Genomic DNA, 20,737 nt, shown 5'->3' on the forward strand with positions numbered 1-20,737 from the left:
CGAGCTGGATAAATAATTACATATCCAACCATAAAAATGAATGAGCCAATTAAAATGCTTAGGCTGAGCCAAATTGGCATTTCTGTGTGGCGAGTAACAAAACTTTCGAAAAAAGCTGCCAATAAAATTATGGGAATAATGCCCATTGCTATTTTGGAAGCATCTTTTGCACTGTTTTTAAACGCCGCCATTCTAGATAATGTTTTCGGAAACAGGATACCGTTACCCAGAATTAAACCTGCGCCACCAGCAATTACGGCCGAAAGAATTTCTAAAGTTCCATGAATCCAAATAACCAAGATTGATTGTGTGCCAAGGCCTTTGCTGTAAAAGAAATATTCAAAAGCGCCAATCATAATTCCTGTTCTTAACAAGTAAAAAACAGGCCCTATTGATATGAATACTCCAGTTACAAACATCATTAACATTACAAATACATTGTTCGATGCAATTTGGATAAACATCATTATTTCGCCCTGTTGCTTGTAAACCCCGAAAGGATCGCCTTTGGCAATGTTTTCATTGGTCATGTTGATGTAGTCATCGCCAAAAAACATCCGAAGAAAGGAGTCATCGTACTTGGCAGAAAGAACGCCAATGGCCGCAGAAATAACAAAGAAAATAAGTGAATATAAAAGTTGCCTTCTATGAATGTAAAAAAGCATCGGCAGTTCATATTTCCAAAATTTTGAAAAACGTCCTTTTTCTTCTTTTTTGTTTTTGTAAATGGCTTGGTGAAGTACCGAAGCAATTCCATTTAAGTATGCCGTGGTTTTAGATTTTGGATAAAATGTTTTGGAGTAAGCTAAATCGTTCGTAATGTCGATAAAGCGATGGGCCAACTCATCGGGGTTGTCAGTCTGCAAAGTTTCATAACCTTTCCACTTTTCAGAATTCTGCTTTACAAAAAGCGCCTCTCTCATAAAATAATTTGTACCCGTTAATTTTCTGTTAAAATAAAACAAAATTTTAATTAGTCAACAAAAAATAAAAAACCATATTATATTTGATCAACATGGAAACTATAAAAGTAAGTACGAGCCAACACATCGATATAGATTATGCAGTTGCAGGTTTAGGCGAAAGGGTTGCCGCCAGATTAATTGACTTCGGATTATTCATTGTCCTCTTTTTAGTTTTTATGCTGATGTTTTCCCTCACAGGTTTGCTCCAGGCAGGAGGTATTACCATAATTGTATTGCTAGTGATTTATGGTGTTGGCTTTGTTTTTTACGATTTGCTTTGCGAAATATTTATGAACGGCCAAAGCATTGGTAAACGTTTGCTTAAAATCAGGGTAATCAGTTTAGATGGATCTCAGGCAAGTTTGGGGCAATATTTTATGCGATGGGTTTTTAGGATTGTAGATTTTACCCTAACATCATGGCTTGGCGGATTAATTTGTGTTGCCGTAACCGAAAACAAACAACGCATTGGCGATATTGTTGCCGGTACTACACTTATTAAAACGCAACCACAAACCCAGTTGGAACAGATTGCCTTTCACCCAGTTGTAGAAGAATATACACCAGTTTTTGAGGAAGTAAATTTACTAAGTGATAGAGATATAGAACTAGTCCACGAGGTGATTAGCACTTACTACAAAACTGGCAATCATACTTTAATTTACCACATGGCAGGCAGAATTTCCAATCATTTAAATGTGTCGGTTCCGCAGGGGATGCATGAGCTTACTTTTTTGGAAACCGTTATGAGGGATTATAATTATTCTACTTCTAGAACGGATTAGGCCGCTAAATAATTAAACGGTGCAAAAGGAATATTTCTGGTTATCCAAAACACAATTACTATTGCGAGTAGAATTTTTGGTGTAGCGGGATGGCACCAAATTTTTAAGGTAAAATCTTTTTTGGTTACCTGAGAATATACCTTTAAGAAGAAGTGAATCAGTAAAAAAGGAAGTGTTAATACCATGAGCAAATTGTAGTTTGCTGCGGATAAAATATCACCATGGAGTAAAGCATGAATGGCCCGCTGAGAACCACAACCTGGGCAATCGAGATGCAAGTATTTATGAAAGGGACATTCTGGAAAAAAATTGTACACCCCAGGGTTAAACCTATAATAGATTATTGAAAGACCTATTATCACAATTAAACCTAAGATGTACTTTAATTTCATTATCTGTAAGAGCTCATAAAGCCACCAACGCCTAATACTACGAAGAAAAGAACGTATAAAACTATAACACCAATTCCGCAGAAAAAACCAATTTTGGTCCATTTCCCTGCAGCCGCTGATGCTGCTTGAGCACCTGCATAATCCCCCATTGCATATTTGCTATTCACATTTGATGCGTTTACAATGCCTGCAATACCGAAAGGCAAACAACAAAATATGGTAACGAGTATAGATTCTACAAGCCAGTTTTTAGGCATTGGTGTAGGATTATTTCCGAATGGGTTTTGTCCAAAAGGCGGTTGGCCGAATGGTGCTTGGTCTTGAGGTTTTTGATCTTCCATGGTTAATTTTTTAGATTTAAAAGGTTTTAGTTCAAATGTTTAAACTAAAAGTATAATTTTTAAATTAAAAACGGAAGGTGATTATCACTTAATTATTTTAAAACTTCGGTAACTTTTGGAAGTAACGCATTAACCCATTCGGCATACATTTTACCGCTTGGATGTAATCCATCTGCAGCAATAAGCGCCGGATCTGTTTTTGCATTTCTTGATCCTGGTGTAATATCAGTATAGCTTACCCCCGCTGCAAGCGTTATTTCTTTGTTTGCTGCATTAAAAGCATCTATTTCTGCGCCAATAGTTTGCGGACTTTTAGCCGCGTTTTTTCCAAAAGGAGTTGCGCCCCAATCGGGAATGGAGATTACAAAAACCTTACTTTTATTTCCATTTGCAAAGGCAATTGCCGTTTGTAACAATTCTGAAAACTCCTTCTTATAACTATCTAGCGGATAACCTCGGTATTGATTATTTACACCAATTAACAAAGTTACAAAATCGTATTTCTGAGTAAGTTTTGCTTGCTTAATCGCATTCTGCAAATCATCAGTTGTCCAACCGGTTACCGCAATAATTTTTGGATCTGCAATTGTAATATCCCGAGCTTTTAAAAAAGTTTGAAGCTGGTACGGAAAAGATTCTGCCTGTGTTACCGAAGCGCCAATGGTGTAAGAATCGCCAAGTGCTAAATAAGTAAAAGTAGTGGCCTGCTTTGGGGCAATGTATAAAGTATCGGGATCTTTAGCAACTGACATATTTCTCTCTTTTGTACATGCCGAAGTTAACAAAGAAAATAAAAAGGCAGTAAATAAAATTCTCATAGCCTAATCTACGATAAAATTATTCGGATAGATTTAAATAGAATTCTAAATCAACTCCATTTTGAAAAGCTGGGCGATGTGTTTTTTCAATCTGTCTTTAACTTCATCAAGATCCAGTTTGTAGCCAAGCTCCTCCTGTAAAGAAGTTACGGCTTTATCATCGATGCCACAGGGAACAATATTTTTAAAATAATCCAAATCTACATTTACGTTAAAGGCAAAACCGTGCATGGTTACCCAACGGCTACAACGAACGCCCATTGCACAGATTTTACGTGCTTTTTCATTATCTGCATCTAGCCAAACGCCTGTATAACCAGGGTAACGACCAGCTTCAATACCATAATCTTTTAAAGTTAAAATCACAGCTTCCTCCAAAGTACGAAGGTATAAATGAATATCAGTGAAAAAGTTTTCTAAGTCTAAAATTGGATAACCAACAATTTGGCCCGGGCCATGGTAGGTAATATCGCCACCCCTATTAATTTTATAATAAGTGGCATGCTTTGCTTTTAAACCTTCTTCATCCAACAACAAATTTTCTGGATGACCACTTTTGCCCAACGTATATACGTGTGGATGCTCGCAAAAAACAAGATAATTCGGTGTAGGTAACTTAGAATTTTCTACGCGATTTTTGGTTTTAATAGCAACAGTACTGTTCAATAGCGCTTCTTGCTTATCCCAAGCTGCCTGATAATCTGTTAATCCCCAATCCATAAACTCAACCGAAACATTTTGAGCAGAACTTGGCAAAGTTGGGTTTTCGATTTTATCTGTTACCTCACCCGTATTTGAACAACCAATATTGATTTCGTTTTGCATAAATTAATTTTGAATAAAACAGTGTTAACCTTACTGAAGCACAACACCGTACCTGTATTTTTAATAATTAGGGCGTTTTAACACGCTGTACACTATATCTTTTTGGCAATAAAAGCCAAAAAGGATGTCGCTCCCATCGTTAACGCTAGCAAAGCTTCCAAAACCCTTTTTATAAATATACGAATTGAATTTTTGGTCAATTTAAGCCTTTAATGCTTAAACGGAGAGCACATAACCAAGCATATAACCATCTTTTGTTTTAAAGTAGTTAACAGTAAGTTCTCTGGTTCCGGTTGGCAATTCTACTAGTGCGTTTAAACATCCCTCTGGTTTTAGCTTAAACGGTTTAATGTGGATGTGTTGTTTAAACTCCAATCCCTTTTTGCCATGCCATTTGTAAATTGCCTCTTTAGCACACCAAGCCACATATAAACCCTCTGTATTGTCGCCAATCTGCTTTTGAGAAAGCTCAACATCGCTTAGAAACTTATGTTTAATGCTTTTTATTTTATGTTTAATCAATTCGATATCTACACCACAGGCAAAATCTTTGCTAATCATAACCGCAGCGTAATCGTAAGAATGGCTTAATGAGATATGAAAATCAGAATTAACGAGGTAAGGCTTTCCGTCTTCATCAAACTGACAGTCGATGTATTCTTTGGTATTGAGCATGGTTCTTAATAAAAGCCTTGTACTTAACCAGTGCAATAATCTTTTGCCATTATTAAAAGATGCGATTAAATCTAGCTCGTGTTGCTTAAGCTGAAGCCCGGCAAACAATTCTTCTTCCGTTTCTTCAATTTTCCAGATTGCCAGAGCCGAATGATCCTCGATATTTTTATTATAAACTATTGGCATTTATAAAGTTGGAGATTTACATGCAAAATTATCTTAAATAAATGATAATTTAGGCCAAAAATACGCATAAAAATGATATTATCGGATAAAAGGATTTTGGAGGAAATTGAAAAGGGCACCATCATTATAGAGCCGTTTCAACGCGATTGTTTAGGCACAAATTCTTACGATGTGCATTTGGGCAAATACTTGGCTACTTATAAAAGTCGTGTGCTCGATGCAAAGGCACACAACGAGATTGAGCATTTCGAAATCCCAAAAGATGGCTTTATTCTTCACCCCGGAACATTGTACTTAGGCGTAACTTTAGAGTACACCGAAACCCATGCCCATGTACCTTTTTTGGAAGGGAAAAGCAGTACCGGACGTTTAGGAATAGATATTCATGCAACGGCAGGTAAGGGCGATGTAGGATTTTGCAACACTTGGACCCTCGAAATATCTGTAGCACAACCCGTTAAAATTTATGCCGGGATGCCGATTGGTCAACTTATTTATTTTGTGGTAGAAGGCAATATCGAAACCCTGTACAACTCTAAAGGAAATGCTAAATACAACAATAAAACCACCCGCCCTGTAGAAAGTATGATGTGGAAGAACAAATTTTAACAAATTTGTTCTAAATTGCGTTTAACAAATACCTAACCGAATATGTTAATTAAACGCACTCTCTTTAGCTTGGGCTTGTGTTTTTTTTCTCTTTTAGCTTTCGCTCAAAAAGGAAATGAACCTTTTGCACCAATTGTAACTTCATTGGAAAAGTGGATCAGTACAAATCCACAGGAAAAAATTTATCTGCATACCGATAAGCCCTATTATCTGGTTGGCGATACCATCTGGCTTAAAGCCTATGTAACTTCGGGAAACGATCATAGGCCATCTGCAATTAGTGGTGCAGTTTACATCGATCTTATTAATGAAGGCGATTCTACTGCAAAAACCATTAAACTTCCACTGATGGGTGGCATGGCGAAAGGCGATTTCTTGCTCAACGACAGTACCACCAAAGAAGGAAATTATCGCTTAAGGGCATATACGCAATGGATGCGGAATGCAGGCCCTCAATATTTTTACGATCATACTTTTAGCGTTGGTAACTCTGTAGCCAATTCTGTTTTTGCAAAAATTGATTACCTCTATGAGAAAGATGGCGACAAAACAAAAATTAAAGCGGTACTTAAGTTTACGGATGAAAGTGGCAAGCCTTACGCTAACAACAATGTAAGTTTCAGTATAAAGGAAAGCTACAAAACCATTACCGCAGGGAGAGGCAAAACTGATGCTCTCGGTCAAATTACCATTAATATTCCCAACCAAAAGCCAGAGAATACCCAAACCAATTATTTGGTTACCAACTTTAGCTTAAATGAGGATACATCTATTCCAAAAACTTTCCCTTTAAAAACAGCATTGTTAAAAACGGATTTTCAATTATTTCCAGAAGGTGGTTATTTAGTAAATGGCGTTTGGAGCAGAGTTGCATTTAAAGCAACAGAAACCTCTGGCCTTGGCGCAGATGTTAAAGGGATTGTGATCGATGATCAACAAAAAGAAGTTGCAAAAATAGAAACCAAGCATTTGGGAATGGGCTTCTTCAATCTTATGCCCGAAGAAGGAAGAACTTACAGTGCCAAAATTAAACTGCAAGATAGTTCTGAATTGATTGTTAAACTGCCAACTGCTAAACCCGAAGGAGAAATTCTTTCTGTTTATCCTCGGGAAAACGAGGTTAGTGGCACGCAATCTGATACCGTTTTAGTGCGGATTAACACGAATGCAGAAACCCTAAAAAAAGGCCCACAACAGTTTAGCCTTGTTGCGCAATCTGGCGGAAAAGTGTATTCAGCAGTGCAGGTTAATCTGAGTAAGCCAACTACTTCTGTGTACATTCCGTTAAACGATTTACCAAGTGGAATTGTGCAAATAACGCTGTTTTCTGCAGGTCTACCGCTAAACGAACGCGTTTTCTTTTTACAGAGAAACGATGCCTTGCAACTTAAAGTAAATGAGGTTAATCAAAAAGAATATAACGTAAGAGATCAGGTTTCCTTACAAATTGCCTCATCCACGCCTAGTGGCGATGCCGTTAGTGGAAATTTATCTGTAGCCGTAATTAGTGAAGATGCTGTACCTACTGATGAAACGAAAATCAACACTATTTTTTCTCAGCTGTTGCTCAGTGCCGATATTAAAGGCTTTATAGAAAAACCCAACTATTATTTCGCAAACCCAACAGCATCAACAAGAGAAAATTTAGATTTATTGATGCTCACTCAAGGTTACAGGCGATTTGCTTGGAAAGATGTACTTGCTCCACAACAAAGTGTTCCAGCCTTTGCCCCAGAAAAAATAACCAGCACCATTTCTGGAAAAATAACCTCACTGGGTAAAAAACTTATCGTAAATGGGAAAGTTACTTTGCTCAATAATAAATTCGGACTTATACGAGATACATTAACCAACCAGCAAGGCCGATATAGTTTTAATAATTTGGTTATTTTAGATGGAATGCAGTTCACCATTCAAGGTAGAAACGAAAAAGGTACTAAGATGGTTACCACTTACATCGATCAGCCCAACCAACAAACGGTTACACCAAATCCAAACTTGGGCGAGTTAAATCAAGACATTCAGCAACTGGTTAAAAAATCGCTTGAAAGTAGTAGGGAACTCGACAAACAACTTGAAAAAAGTGGAATGTTAAGTCGCGTACAGCAACTCCAAGAGGTTAAAATTAGAGCGAAGGGAAAAATGGCTTATGGAAACACGATTAAAGAAAGCCAGGTAGATGAAATTTATCGTCCAGATAGCAGACGTCCTCCATGTAGCAGTTTAATGGAATGTATTTCCAGAATGGATGGAAGCCGGGTTAACTTTGAATACATTTTCGGAACACCCAAAGATGAGTGCGGGCAAATGTATGTGCCGATGTTTAAAAGAGTACGATACACCGTAATGATTGATGGAATGACTGTAGATCCATGCGATTATCAAACTTTTTTTACAGGAGAAAACCCACCCGATATCGATAAAATATATTTTCTTCACGAGAGTAAAGGTGTAAATTCGAAAGCGAGCGGTGGCAATGATGGGCCAATAATGGCTGTTTTTACCAGAACGGGAAATTTCCGGAGAAGTTACGATCCATCGGTGCTAGATTACAACCCGAAAGGCTATGATAATGCAAAAGAGTTCTATAGCCCTAAATACGATGGACAGAACACCGGAACTCCAGATCTTCGGAGCACGGTATATTGGAATCCATCTGTGATCACAGGAAGAGAAGGAAAAACGGAAATCAGTTTTTACAACTCAGATCAAACAGGAAATTACCTAGTTGTTGTAGAAGGAATTAATGGATCGGGTTTAATCGGTAGAACGGTTTATAGATACAAAGTAAAATAGTTTTGCACCAACACTTTTAACCTCAACATTATCAGAATGAAAGGCTATTGTAAAGGTTCGGTTTCATAAGCCAAAATTCATACTAACTTCATTAAAATATGCCTCGGGTTTTGTACCTTGAGGCATATTTTATTTTTATCTAGCCACAAATGAAACTCAAAATTATCCTCCCAATTAGTGTGTTATTCATCCTTTTAGGTTTTACAGCCTTTAAAATGGATGATGACCCTTTCACACTGCTCCTAAAGAAACTCGATGATTACACCTCAAAGTATCCCCAAGAAAAAGTTCACATTCAATTAGATAAACCTTATTATGCCATTGGCGATGATATTTGGCTCAAGGGTTATGTTTTTGATACCAAAACATCCGCACCAACAAACATCAGTAAAATTTTATATGTTGAGCTGATTAACGAAAAAGATTCTGTTAAAAGGCAATTGCGATTGCCATTGATGGGGGGTGTAACTTGGGGCGATTTCAAATTAACCGATTCGCTTGGCGAAGGCAATTATCGCATTCGTGCCTATACTGCATACATGCGAAATTTTGGAACTGATTTCTTTTTTGATAAAACGATAAAGATTGGCAACAGTTGGGCAAACAAGGTTTTTACGCAAACCAAGTATGATTTTAAAAAAGAAAACAATACCGATAAGGTAACCGCGACCATTCATTTTGAAGATAAAAATGGGATTGCTTACAAAGAATGCGAAGTGAGTTACGATGTTCAGCTAGATTTTAGATCAGTTTCTAAAGGCAGAGTTAAAACGAATTTAACTGGTGATGCTGTAGTCAATTTCGTAAATAATCAAACTTTCCAAAACAAAACGGGTAAAATTGTTGCAACCATTACCCTAGAGAATAAACAAAAAGTAACCAAATCGATTCCGATTACCTCAACTTCGAACGATGTTGATGTTCAGTTTATGCCTGAGGGTGGAACTTTAGTAGAGGAATTACCTCAAAGAATTGCCATAAAAGCAGTAAACACAACCGGTCATGGTGAAGATGTAAAAGGATCTGTTGTAGACGATTCTGGAAATGCGGTAACCTCATTTGAAACGAGTTATTTAGGCATGGGAAGTTTTGTTTTCAATATGCAATCTGGTAAAACTTATACTGCAAAAGTTAAGTTTAAAGATGGTTCTGAAAAGGATTTCAAATTACCATTAGCTCAAAAAAGTGGTTATGCAATTGCGATAAACAATACCGATACCGCAAAAGTTGGCGTTAAAATTATGGCGAGCGAAAGCTTACTAAACGGTGCTGAATTAAAAGTTGTTGCTCAGCAAGCCGGAAATGTTTATTACGTTTCTAAAGCAAAAATGGATAAGCAGGTTTTAATGGCCAACATTCCTAGAAAAAATTTACCAGAAGGAATTGTCCAGTTTACCTTATTCTCTGCCGATAACCAACCCATTGCCGAACGCTTGATTTTTGTAAGTCCTAAAAATGATTTAATCAACGTAGCCATTAACAACAGCTCAGTTTCTGCAACAAGAAGAGGAAAATCTGCTTTTAGTTTCGATGCCACTAATCAACAAAAACCCGTGTTGGGTAGTTTCTCAGTTGCCGTAACCAATGCCACAAAAGTTGCACCAGATGAAGATAATGAAACCAATATTTTAACATCAATTTTACTTACTTCTGATTTGGTTGGATACATCGAAAAGCCAAATCATTATTTCTTAAATGACGATGCCAAAACGCAAAAGGAGTTAGATAATTTAATGCTAACCCAAGGCTGGAGAAGATTTACATGGAAAAATGTAATTAACAATATTAATCCGAACATCACTTATAAACCAGAAGAATCGCTAAAAATAAGCGGAACAATTACTAAGGGTAATAAACCAGTAGTTGGCGGAAAAGTAATGTTAATGGCAACCAAAGGCACTATGATTATTGTAGATACGGTTACAAATGCCGAAGGTAGATTTGTTTTCGATAACTTAAGCTTTGGAGACAGCACCAAGTTTGTTGTGCAGGCAAGAACCAAAACCGAGCGTAAGTTTGTAGATATTAATTTGGATGTTGTTCCTGGCCAAATTGTAACCAAAAATAAAAATGGTGCAGATATAGATATCAATGTGAACAATACGTTGATGAAATATATTAAAGAAAGCGATAATTACTTTAACGAGATGGCCCGGTTGGGAATTTTGGAGCGCACCATTAAACTGGAAGAAGTTACCATCACCGAAAAGAAAAATCCTGCAAAAAACTCCTCCAACTTAAATGGAGCGGGAAGAGCAGATTATATTATGACGGCTGCTGATCTTTCTACCTGCGTAACCCTTTCTATGTGTTTGCAAGGACGTTTGCCGGGCGTAATTTTTAGAGGAAATGTGCCTTATTTAATGAGAAGCCAAAATACACCAATGCATATCGTTGTAGATGGAATGCAGGTGGAATCAGAATTTCTGGATAATATTTCTCCAACAGACGTAGAATCCATAGAGCTTTTAAAAAGCATTGGTAATACCGCTATTTATGGCATGAACGGTGGCGGTGGCGTACTTGTTATTACCACGAAACGAGGAGATGGCGGAAACAGCTATAACCGATATGCGCCAGGTGTGGTAACGTACAATCCTAGTGGAATTTCTATTTCTAGAGAATTCTATGCTCCAAAATACGATGAAGGTACAACAACAAGTAAAGCAGATTTAAGAACAACAATTTACTGGAATCCACAAGTGGTTTCAGATAAAGAAGGTAAAGCTAAATTCGAATTTTACAATGCGGATGAGCCGGGAAACTATCGAGTTGTTATTGAAGGCGTAGATGTTTTTGGGCACTTAGCCAGAAAAGTATATACTTACGAAGTAAAATAAGAGTTTAATTATAAATTATATTTAAGGCCAAATAATCAGACAAGCTCGATTATTTGGCTTTCTAATTAAATTACTTAAATTTCCACCTTTGAACCGAATATATGAACACGATAAAAGTAAGCGTAAAAGATCGTTTAGCAACCATAACCCTTGATAGAGGAAAATCGAATGCATTAAACCGTGAGCTCGTTACCGAATTAGATGAAATGCTGAAAAATATTTCTGCTGATGAAAATATTGGTGGCGTAATTTTAACCGGAACAGCCCCATTTTTCTCTGCAGGATTAGATTTAATCGAACTTTATAATTACAATGAAGAAGAAGCAAAATCTTTTTGGCAATTGTTTTTAAGTTTTACAGCCAATCTAGTTGCGTTTAAAAAACCAATGGTTGCAGCCATCAGTGGCCATAGCCCGGCAGGCGGTTGCGTAATGGCATTAGCTTGCGATTACCGTATAATGGCCGAAGGTTCTTACATTATTGGTTTAAACGAAGTTCCTGTTGGCATCATTGTTCCGAATAGTATTTTCCAACTTTATTCATTTTGGATTGGCAAAGCCGAAGCCACTCGCAGTTTGCTTACAGGCAAATTATATAGCCCAGAAGAAGCTTTAAAAGTTGGTTTGGTTGATGATGTGGTTAAAAATGAAAGTTTATTAACCACTGCAGAAAGAAAAATCAAAAAGTTTATGGAACTAGAAAGCAACACCTGGTCGCAAAGTAAATTGAATATTCGCGAGGAATTAATTGCCGCAGTAAATGCAGATCAATCTTCAACACTCGAAAAAATGCTGGCTCAGTGGTGGTCTCCAGCAACTCGTCATATTCTAAAAACGATTTTAGAAAATCTACAAAGAAAATAGGCTCATTTAAACCGTTGACCAATTAACCAGTTTGTCCAATTCTACATTTAACCAATTCTACACCTAACCATATATTATGTTCGCATTTAACCAACCCATGCTAAGAGATGATGCTTTAAAAGGAAAAACCATTGTAATTACCGGAGGAGGAACAGGTTTAGGCAAAGCGATGGGTATTTATTTCTTAAAGCTGGGCGCAAATCTGGTTATTACAAGTCGCAAGGTTGATGTTTTGCAAAAAACAGCCGATGAGATGGAAGAAAAAACCGGAGGCAAAGTTTTAGCAGTTGCCTGCGATGTTAGAGAAATTGAACAGGTTGAAAATGTGCTGGCCAAATCCATAGAAAGATTTGGAAGAGTAGATGTTTTGCTAAATAATGCTGCGGGTAATTTCATTTCACCAACAGAAAGATTATCTGCCAATGCATTTTCATCCATTATCGATATTGTATTAAAAGGAACGGTTAACTGTACACTCGCCTTTGGTAAACATTGGATCAAAGAAAAACAGCAGGCAACGGTACTAAACATTATTACCACTTATGCTTTTACGGGTTCGGCGTATGTTGTGCCTTCTGCCTGTGCAAAAGGTGGCGTACTGGCTTTAACCAGATCTTTAGCGGTAGAATGGGGTAAATACGGAATTAGAACCAATGCAATCGCACCCGGACCATTCCCAACAAAAGGTGCTTGGGAAAGATTATTGCCCGGCGACCTTGCCAAGAAATTCGATTTTAAAAACCGAGTGCCTTTAAAAAGAGTTGGCGAACATCAAGAATTGGCAAACTTAGCAGCCTTTTTGGTGAGTGATTTCTCAGGATACATTAATGGAGAAATTATTACTATCGATGGTGGAGAATGGCTTCAAGGTGCTGGCCAAATGAACGGATTGGAAGCTATACCAAATGAAATGTGGGATATGCTAGAGCAAATGACAAGAAGCGCTAAGGGTAGTTAATTAAGGTTTTAATAAGGCGAAAGTCTTACAGCTTGATGCTCGCTACTTTATACTAAAATATTATCTTTGCCCATATGAATATCTTACTTTTAGGTTCAGGCGGCAGAGAAAGCGCATTCGCTTGGAAAATGAGCCAGTCTTCGCACTGCGATAAACTAATTATTGCACCCGGAAATGGCGGTACAGGAGTTTATGGTACAAACATCAACATCAACGTAAACGATTTTGATTCGATTAGAAAAGTTGTTCTTACTGAAAAAATCGATCTTGTTGTAGTTGGGCCAGAAGAACCTTTGGTAAATGGAATTCATGATTTTTTTCTTGCAGATGCAACAATTGCCCATGTTCCCGTTATCGGACCAAAAAAAGAAGGTGCCATTTTAGAGGGAAGTAAGGATTTTTCTAAACAGTTTATGGAGCGCCATGGTATTCCAACGGCAGCCTCAAAATCTTTTACACCAGAAACTTTAGAAGATGGCTTGGTATATCTTCAAGACCATGCTTTACCCGTTGTTTTAAAGGCAGATGGTTTAGCCGCCGGAAAAGGTGTTTTAATTTGCACCGAAACCATTGAAGCACAGGAAGAGCTAAAATTAATGCTTGGTGGAAAATTTGGCGCTGCCGGTACTACAGTTGTAATCGAGGATTTTTTAAGTGGAATAGAACTATCCGTTTTCATTTTAACCGATGGCGAAAACTATGTAACCCTCCCATCTGCGAAAGATTATAAAAGAATCGGGCAAAACGATACCGGCTTAAATACTGGTGGTATGGGTTCTGTTTCTCCAGTGCCTTTTGCAACAGATGAATTTTTAAATAAAGTTGAGGAACGAATAATTAAACCAACGGTAGAAGGTTTAAAAAAAGATAATATAGATTACACTGGGTTTATTTTCTTTGGCTTAATAAAAGTTGGAGATGATCCTTATTTAATAGAGTACAATGCTCGCATGGGCGATCCTGAAACGGAAAGTGTAATTCCAAGAGTAGAAAATGATCTGGTTGAGCTTTTTGTAGCAACAGCGGAAAAGAAACTTAATACAATTAATCTAAAAATTTCTGATCAAACGGCGGCTACGGTTATGATTGTGGCGGGCGGTTATCCTGGGGAATATTTAAAAGGGAAGGCCATTTCTGGAATAGAGAATTTACGCCATTCGAATGCATTTCATGCTGGAACACTTTTAGAAAACGATGTAGTTAAAACAAATGGCGGCCGAGTTATAGCCATTACCAGTTTGCAAAAAGATTTATTTACGGCTTTACAATCTGCTACTGCAGATGCAGGACGTATTTATTTCGATGGCAAATATTTTAGAGAAGATATTGGTTTCGACTTAATTTAATTTTTGATCTCAAATAGAAACAGATTTTGAAAAAAATACTTAAAAAAATTTCGGAAACAGCGATTCGTCAAGGTGAATTTACTTTTAATGATGAACAGATCGAGTCTAAATGGTTGGGCAACGCTCCAGCTTCACCCGAAGAAATAAAACAGCTAGAAGAGAAACTACAAATCATTCTGCCTAAAGATTATAAAGCATTCTTAGCCATTACGAACGGATTTAAAACACCAAATGAGAACATCGAGCCTTCGTTTGAAAAAACAGATCAGGTTGGCTTTTTAAAAGATATCGATCCAGAAATAATAGAAGTTTGGATCAACAACGATGAATTATTGGATGTTGCAATTAAGTTATCTCGAAGCATCGTGGTAGGCGGAATTAATGAAGAACAATATTTCCTTTTAGTGCCACCATTATTGGAAAATGGAGGTTGGGAATATTGGAAATTTGCTTCATGGATTCCTGGTGAAGATCCATACGAAGGAATGGAAAACTACTTCATCAATGCGCTTGATTTTTTAAAGTCGGCTTAATATAAACAGCATAAAACGAGAAAAGCCCGATCTAAAATTAGCTCGGGCTTTTCTCGTTAAAATATCTTTTTTATTTCGATTTACTTCCCAATAACTCTTGAAGTTTATCTTGCAAAGCTTGCTCTCTTAAACCTTTTGCGATGATTTTACCTGTTGGATCAATTAAGAAGTTTGCTGGAATAGATTGAATGCCATACATTTTGGCTACTTCATTATTCCATCCGTTTAAATCAGATACGTGAGTCCATGTTAATTTATCTGCCTCAACAGCTTTTTGCCAAGCTTCTTTTGTTGTTCTTGTATTGCCTCCATCTAATGAAACACCTAAAACGGTAAAGCCCTTATCTTTAAATTTATTATAAGCCACTACAACATTCGGGTTTTCTTGGCGACATGGACCACACCATGATGCCCAAAAATCTACCAATACATATTTACCTTTAAAATCAGATAATTTGACTGGCTTGCCTGAAGCATCGTTTTGCGTAAAATCCATCGCCATTGCACCTACTGCAGTTTTTCTACTTGCATCGAAAAGTTGCGCAAGTTTAACGCCAGAAGCACTCACTTTTAACTCTGGAGATAAAGTTTTAAATACCTTTTCGGCTTCAACCGCTTGATCAGGATCTCCGGCTAATTGACCAATGGCAGATAAGCTGATGTATGATTTTGGGTTGTTTTTTGCAAATTCCAATAAAAGAGGGGTCATGCCAGCTGCATCTTTTTCATAGCGTGCACCTAAAGCTTCCATTAATACTTTATCCTTTTTTTGTTCAGGCGTGTAAGCCGCGTATTCAAGATTAATAGCAGCTAATTTATCTGTAACAGGTTTAGTTAAAGCTTTTAATTTTTTGTTGTCATCATTAACAATTGATCCAGTGATAGTCGCATTTTTTAATGAATCTGCTGCTGCAACTTTTAAAGCTCCTGGCTCGATGTATAAAGATAATGCATCTAATTTTTCTCCCTGAGCGGGACGATTTATGTATGGATTTTTATTTAAGAACAAATTGCCTTGTGCTGGGCCAGCCACTGTTCCTTTAAATGCAAATGCACCATTGGCAACGGTAGAAGAATCGGTAACATTTTTACCGTCTGCACTGTAAACTAGGTAAATTTTATCCCCAGTTTTTAAGCCTTTAACATCGCCATTTACAGAGAATGGCTTTTGAGCTAGAGCTGCAAGAGGCAAAAGTGCTATCGCAGATAATAATATTTTTTTCATCAGAGTATAATTTAATGGTATGTGGTTGTTAATTGATTGTTTTCAAAGATAAATAATCGTCTGCCTAATAACGTAAATCCCTGTGTAAAATTATGATAGCTTTTGATAAGTCCTCCACCATAAATCTGGCATCTCGCCATTTACGGCAACTTGATAGTCATCATATCTACATGGAACAAGGTGATATCTTTCATTTTTGGATTGGCCTGAAGGGTATGGAACCTGCATCCACCAACGATCTGATTTCTTACTTTTCACAAAAACCATCTCTCCAGAACCGTCTTTTAAACTGGTTCTATAAATCATAAATTGAGATTTTGGCGTTAAAGGGAAGTCCTTTTTGCGGGCGTAGAATCCTTCCATAAAATACCAAACCATTTGCGCCAAAAGAAAGGCCGTTTGTCCGTTATTATCGTAAGCTGGATTAAATTCGTAAAAACCAATTGAAGTAAGTTTATCATTCATGCCGGCATAGCGAGCAATTCTGCAGGCTTCTTCACCATCAAATCCATTTGGAGTAGTATTTGCATTTGCAGCGGCATCGGCCGAACGAATTGCGCCAATATCAAAGCTAATCATATTCGCATTGCGGATAATTGGCTCCGTCAAGGTAATATCCTGAGCAAACTCGCCCAATCTATGTACATCAAAATAAAGCTTATCCATAACACTCAAACTCTCCTGATTTACAAAGTAAGTTTGATAGCCAATATTGCTAAAATTGAAAAGATAATTGGGCTGGTGAAGGAAGATTTTGTTTAAATAACAATCCGATCTCGTTGCAATTCCATCGTGGCTATCATCATCTATATCGAACTGATTATCAACAATGACCAAATCTACTTTTTGCTCTAAATCCTCGTAGCCTAAATATTGGGCGTAAGTTAAATCTTGTCCACCACCAATAATAATTGGGATTATATTTTTCTTAATAAGCTCAGACACAGCCATTTTTACGGCGGTATAAGTGTCGGCTAGTGTAACGCCATGTTTTATATTGCCCAAATCGACAATTCTACTGGTAAAACCACCCTCATTTAACTTGTAAAATTTCTCTCTAAAGTAATCTGGGCCTAGTGCACAACCTTCATTGTTGATTGCACTTCTTCCATCAAGCACACCAATAATAGCCAAATCGTATTTATTTTCTTCCAAATCGGGAAATGATTCGGTATGAATTTCGGCTTTTAAACCAAGCTGACTAGTAAAAAATCCTTGCTTTGGAATAAAACTATCGGTGTTTACTGGGGAAAAGAAATCCGTTAATGACATATTTTTAAAACTATCGGCTCAAATATCTATTTTTGGATGCACATATTTTATAAAAATAAGATTTCTATTGACTTCTTTTCAATAGGACTTTGTAATTAACTCATTTTAAGCTTTAAATTTTTGCATCTAACTTTTTTGTTGCAAGAAAATAAATTAACAGCCCGATTAAAAAAATGATACTGGTAACCGGAGGAACGGGATTTTTAGGATCTGAATTATTAAAACAGCTTACCGATAAAGGATTGGCTGTTCGGGCTTTGAAAAGGGAAAAATCTGTAATCCCATCGCTAATCAAAAACATTACTTTAATAGAGTGGTTTACAGCCGATATAAATAATCTTTCCGATTTGGAGGAGGCTTTTGAAGGCATTACGGAAGTATATCACTGCGCCGCTTTTGTTTCTTTTAATCCGAAGGATAAGAAGAAATTGTTTCACGTAAACATAGATGGAACTTCGAATATTGTAAATCTTTGTGCCGAAAATAACTGTAGGCTCTTGCACGTAAGCTCTGTAGCGGCGCTCGGCGATGCAAAAAAAGGAAAGAAAATAACCGAGAAAGATTTTTGGGAATATGATTCTAAAGCACATGCTTATGGCCTTTCGAAATATGAAGGCGAAATGGAAGTTTGGCGAGGAATTACTGAAGGCTTAAATGCGGTTATAGTTAATCCATCAGTCATTATAGGTAAAAACGCCGGTTTTGAAGGTAGTGGAACAATTTTCAAATTGGTAAAAGGTGGTTTTCCATTTTACACGGATGGCGCAACTGGTTTGATTGACGTAGAAGATGTTGCAAAATCGATGATTTTATTAATGGATGCAAAAGTTACCGCAGAACGTTACATCATTTCATCAGATGATTATCATTACAAAGATTTATTTACAGAAATTGCCGAAGGATTTTCTGTTAAAGCACCAACCAAAGAAGCAAAACCCTGGATGCTTGGAATTGCCTGGAGAGCATTGAGATTCTTCTCTTTGTTTACAGGCTCAGAACCTTCAATAACTAAAGATGCGGCGAAAAGCAGTATTGTTCTTAGTTATTACGACAACTCAAAAATTATAAAAGAAACAGGATTGAAATTTAAACCTGTATCAGAAAGTATAAAGGAAATTACCCAACATTTAAAATAATGCCCAAACAAAAAGCTTACTACATTATCGATTTCGATAGCACTTTTACCCAAGTTGAAGCGCTTGATGAACTTGCACGTATTTCATTAAAAAACCATCCAGATAAAGAATCAATCTTTCAAAAAATTGAAGATTATACCAATTTGGCAATGGAAGGCAAGCTTTCCTTCTCTGAAAGTTTAGCGCAACGTGTTAAATTATTAGAAGCAAATGAAGATCATCTGAAACAACTGATTAAACATTTAAAAAAGAAAGTTTCCACATCTTTCTCTCGTAATGCTGAGTTTTTTAAAAAGCATGCAGATGAAGTTTTAATTGTTTCTGGCGGGTTTAAAGAATTTATTACTCCTGTTGTTAGCCAGTACCATATTAAGAAAGAAAATATTTACGCCAACACTTTTGTAACCACGGGTGATGGTAAAATTATAGATTACGATCATGCAAATCCGTTAAGTGAGGAAGGTGGAAAAGTAAAACTGCTTCAGTACTTAAAATTAGAGGGTGAGCTTTTTGGTATTGGAGATGGTTATTCTGATTTTCAGCTTCGCGAAAGCGGAATGATTAACAAGTTTTTCGCCTTTACCGAAAATATAGCAAGAGAAAGCATCGTTTCAAAAGCAGACCATGTTACGCCAAGCTTTGATGAGTTTTTATACGTTAATAATTTGCCACGTGCGATTTCTTATCCAAAAAATAGAATTCTATGCTTGGTAATTGGTAATGTTGATCCACTGACAGTTGCCATTTTGAAAAATGATGGACTTTCTATCAGACAAAAGGCTTCTTTTGAAGAAAAATACATTAAAGACGTTGGAATTTTAATTTTGGCAGATGGAGAAAAGATTGATAAAGAGCAATTGAAAGATGCTGTGAAATTAAAAACGATCGGTTATTTAGGGAGTGCAAGAAATAAACTGGATTTTGATTTATGCACCAAGCAAGGTATTGTGGTTTTCGACGATCCAAAAAGTAATCCACGGAATATAGATTTTATCCCGAAACGTGTGGCCGATTTTATGAATACGGGAGCAACTTATCTAAGCGGTAATTTTCCAAATTTGCAGTTGCCAAAAATTGATAAGTCGCACCGTTTGATTCATATTCACAAAAACGTCCCGGGCATTATGGCTAAAATTAATACGGTGTATGCAAAGCACGATATTAACATTGTAAGTCAGTTCCTAATGACAAACGCCGAAATCGGCTATGCCATTACGGATATTAATACTGAATATGATAAGCAGTTATTTAAATCGCTTAAGAAAATAGAGAACACGATTAAGTTTAGAGTGCTTTATTAATCTGACTTTTAAGAGCTTTGACAACTTTACTGGTGCTTAAGAAAGAAAGTTGTCAAAGCTTAATAGAATCTTAAAATTTGGCTATATTGATTAACTCAATAATTAAATGGCTAAAACTGAACATTACTATACAAAATTTGAAGAGGGGAATTTCTATCACATCTATAACAGATCAATAGACAAGCAACCACTTTTTAAGTCTGAGGAAAACTGTAAATTCTTCTTGAAAAAGTTTGATTTTTATCTTTCAAATGTGCTCAGCGTGTACGCATTTTGTTTATTGGGAAATCATTTTCATTTTTTAATAAGAATCGATGACGTTTTCAAAGATAAACAGATTGGTATTTCTACACATGAAGTTGTGAGTAAACAGTTTCGAATGTTTTTTCAATCTTATGCAATGGCATTTAATATAGAGAATGATAGAACTGGATCATTATTTCAAACGCCATTTAAAAGGTCCCTTGTTACAGACGAGCAATATTTCACCAAACTAGTTTACTATATTCATTCAAATCCCCAAAAACATAAACTAATTTCTGATTTTAGAGACTGGAGGTGGAGTTCTTACACCAAAATATTATTAGATTCTGTCACGAAGTTGAAAAAACAAGAGGTATTGAATTGGTTTGGTGGAAAACAGGAATATTTACGATATCACGATGAAATTCAAGAGTATATGCAATTTGAGCTTTGACAACTTTCTAGCGCCTGAGAAAGAAGTTGTCAAAGCTGGCTTACCACAAAACTTAATTTAATCAAGGCTTTCAACTCCACCATAAAAATATTTTAAGAGCTTTGACAACTTTTCTAGCGCTTGAGAGAGAAAGTTGTCAAAGCTGGCTTACCACAAAACTTAATTTAATCAAGG

The 20,737-nt window shown here is 36.7% G+C and carries 19 protein-coding genes; 11 read left to right on the forward strand and 8 right to left on the reverse strand.

Annotation, left to right across the window (positions count from 1 at the left end):
• Positions 1-923: stage II sporulation protein M (locus H7U22_RS15415; RefSeq protein ID WP_187072281.1), on the reverse strand; the 923-nt coding region annotated here is incomplete at its 3' end.
• Between the two features lie 92 nt (positions 924-1,015).
• On the opposite strand from H7U22_RS15415, the gene H7U22_RS15420 reads away from it, so the two are divergent.
• Positions 1,016-1,750 carry an RDD family protein gene (locus H7U22_RS15420; RefSeq protein ID WP_187072234.1) on the forward strand — a complete coding sequence of 245 codons (735 nt, stop codon included), beginning with the start codon at positions 1,016-1,018 and terminating at the stop codon, positions 1,748-1,750.
• On the opposite strand, the gene H7U22_RS23330 is transcribed toward H7U22_RS15420, so the two are convergent.
• The 5 genes from H7U22_RS23330 to H7U22_RS15445 form a co-directional block, all read right to left on the reverse strand.
• Positions 1,747-2,244, reverse strand: coding sequence for a DUF2752 domain-containing protein (locus tag H7U22_RS23330; protein ID WP_317172988.1), 498 nt, complete (start codon positions 2,242-2,244; stop codon positions 1,747-1,749). The genes H7U22_RS15420 and H7U22_RS23330 overlap by 4 nt on opposite strands.
• Entirely contained in the window at positions 2,142-2,483 is a 342-nt protein-coding gene (locus tag H7U22_RS15430) for a CD225/dispanin family protein (protein WP_187072236.1), read from the reverse strand. The genes H7U22_RS23330 and H7U22_RS15430 overlap by 103 nt, the downstream gene beginning before the upstream one ends.
• Positions 2,484-2,575: 92 nt before the next feature.
• Complete coding sequence (locus tag H7U22_RS15435) at positions 2,576-3,235, reverse strand: SGNH/GDSL hydrolase family protein (protein WP_248284769.1); 660 nt, start codon at positions 3,233-3,235, stop codon at positions 2,576-2,578.
• Positions 3,236-3,346: 111 nt separating this feature from the next.
• A complete protein-coding gene (gene lipB / locus H7U22_RS15440) occupies positions 3,347-4,126 on the reverse strand; it encodes a lipoyl(octanoyl) transferase LipB (RefSeq protein WP_187072238.1) in 780 nt (259 codons plus the stop codon).
• A 216-nt stretch (positions 4,127-4,342) separates the two neighbouring features.
• The gene (locus tag H7U22_RS15445; RefSeq protein ID WP_187072239.1) at positions 4,343-4,987 is read right to left on the reverse strand and encodes a 4'-phosphopantetheinyl transferase family protein; all 645 of its coding nucleotides are present in this window, start codon (positions 4,985-4,987) and stop codon (positions 4,343-4,345) included.
• Positions 4,988-5,059: 72 nt separating this feature from the next.
• On the opposite strand from H7U22_RS15445, the gene dcd reads away from it, so the two are divergent.
• The 7 genes from dcd (at position 5,060) to H7U22_RS15480 (ending at position 14,932) form a co-directional block, all read left to right on the forward strand.
• On the forward strand, positions 5,060-5,596 hold the full coding sequence (gene dcd / locus H7U22_RS15450) for a dCTP deaminase (RefSeq protein ID WP_187072240.1): 537 nt from the start codon (positions 5,060-5,062) through the stop codon (positions 5,594-5,596).
• A 42-nt stretch (positions 5,597-5,638) separates the two neighbouring features.
• Positions 5,639-8,392 (forward strand): carboxypeptidase-like regulatory domain-containing protein, encoded by a 2,754-nt coding sequence (locus tag H7U22_RS15455; protein ID WP_187072241.1) that lies wholly within the window; start codon positions 5,639-5,641, stop codon positions 8,390-8,392.
• Between the two features lie 149 nt (positions 8,393-8,541).
• Positions 8,542-11,232: a TonB-dependent receptor plug domain-containing protein gene (locus H7U22_RS15460; RefSeq protein ID WP_187072242.1), complete on the forward strand. Its 2,691-nt coding sequence runs from the start codon at positions 8,542-8,544 to the stop codon at positions 11,230-11,232.
• A 101-nt stretch (positions 11,233-11,333) separates the two neighbouring features.
• Positions 11,334-12,095 (forward strand): enoyl-CoA hydratase/isomerase family protein, encoded by a 762-nt coding sequence (locus tag H7U22_RS15465; RefSeq protein WP_187072243.1) that lies wholly within the window; start codon positions 11,334-11,336, stop codon positions 12,093-12,095.
• A gap of 76 nt (positions 12,096-12,171) precedes the next feature.
• Positions 12,172-13,053, forward strand: coding sequence for an SDR family oxidoreductase (locus H7U22_RS15470; RefSeq protein WP_187072244.1), 882 nt, complete (start codon positions 12,172-12,174; stop codon positions 13,051-13,053).
• A 74-nt stretch (positions 13,054-13,127) separates the two neighbouring features.
• Positions 13,128-14,399: a phosphoribosylamine--glycine ligase gene (purD, locus tag H7U22_RS15475; RefSeq protein ID WP_187072245.1), complete on the forward strand. Its 1,272-nt coding sequence runs from the start codon at positions 13,128-13,130 to the stop codon at positions 14,397-14,399.
• A 26-nt stretch (positions 14,400-14,425) separates the two neighbouring features.
• A complete protein-coding gene (locus tag H7U22_RS15480; RefSeq protein ID WP_187072246.1) occupies positions 14,426-14,932 on the forward strand; it encodes an SMI1/KNR4 family protein in 507 nt (168 codons plus the stop codon).
• Between the two features lie 70 nt (positions 14,933-15,002).
• Here H7U22_RS15480 and H7U22_RS15485 read toward each other — a convergent pair whose 3' ends face one another.
• Both H7U22_RS15485 and H7U22_RS15490 read right to left on the reverse strand, forming a co-directional pair.
• Positions 15,003-16,157: a TlpA disulfide reductase family protein gene (locus H7U22_RS15485; RefSeq protein ID WP_187072247.1), complete on the reverse strand. Its 1,155-nt coding sequence runs from the start codon at positions 16,155-16,157 to the stop codon at positions 15,003-15,005.
• A 90-nt stretch (positions 16,158-16,247) separates the two neighbouring features.
• Positions 16,248-17,429 carry a formimidoylglutamase gene (locus tag H7U22_RS15490; RefSeq protein ID WP_187072248.1) on the reverse strand — a complete coding sequence of 394 codons (1,182 nt, stop codon included), beginning with the start codon at positions 17,427-17,429 and terminating at the stop codon, positions 16,248-16,250.
• A 173-nt stretch (positions 17,430-17,602) separates the two neighbouring features.
• Here H7U22_RS15490 and H7U22_RS15495 point away from each other — a divergent pair, with 173 nt between their 5' ends.
• The 3 genes from H7U22_RS15495 to H7U22_RS15505 all read left to right on the forward strand — a co-directional run bounded on the left by H7U22_RS15495 (position 17,603) and on the right by H7U22_RS15505 (position 20,563).
• Positions 17,603-18,565 (forward strand): NAD-dependent epimerase/dehydratase family protein, encoded by a 963-nt coding sequence (locus H7U22_RS15495; RefSeq protein WP_187072249.1) that lies wholly within the window; start codon positions 17,603-17,605, stop codon positions 18,563-18,565.
• Positions 18,565-19,866, forward strand: a complete 1,302-nt coding sequence (locus H7U22_RS15500; protein ID WP_187072250.1) for an HAD-IB family phosphatase — start codon at positions 18,565-18,567, stop codon at positions 19,864-19,866. The genes H7U22_RS15495 and H7U22_RS15500 overlap by 1 nt, the downstream gene beginning before the upstream one ends.
• Before the next feature lie 106 nt (positions 19,867-19,972).
• Positions 19,973-20,563: a hypothetical protein gene (locus H7U22_RS15505; RefSeq protein ID WP_187072251.1), complete on the forward strand. Its 591-nt coding sequence runs from the start codon at positions 19,973-19,975 to the stop codon at positions 20,561-20,563.
• Positions 20,564-20,737 lie beyond the last annotated feature (174 nt).

Origin of the sequence: Pedobacter fastidiosus (assembly GCF_014306625.1) — a bacterium.
GTDB classification, from domain to species: Bacteria; Bacteroidota; Bacteroidia; order Sphingobacteriales; family Sphingobacteriaceae; genus Pedobacter; species Pedobacter fastidiosus.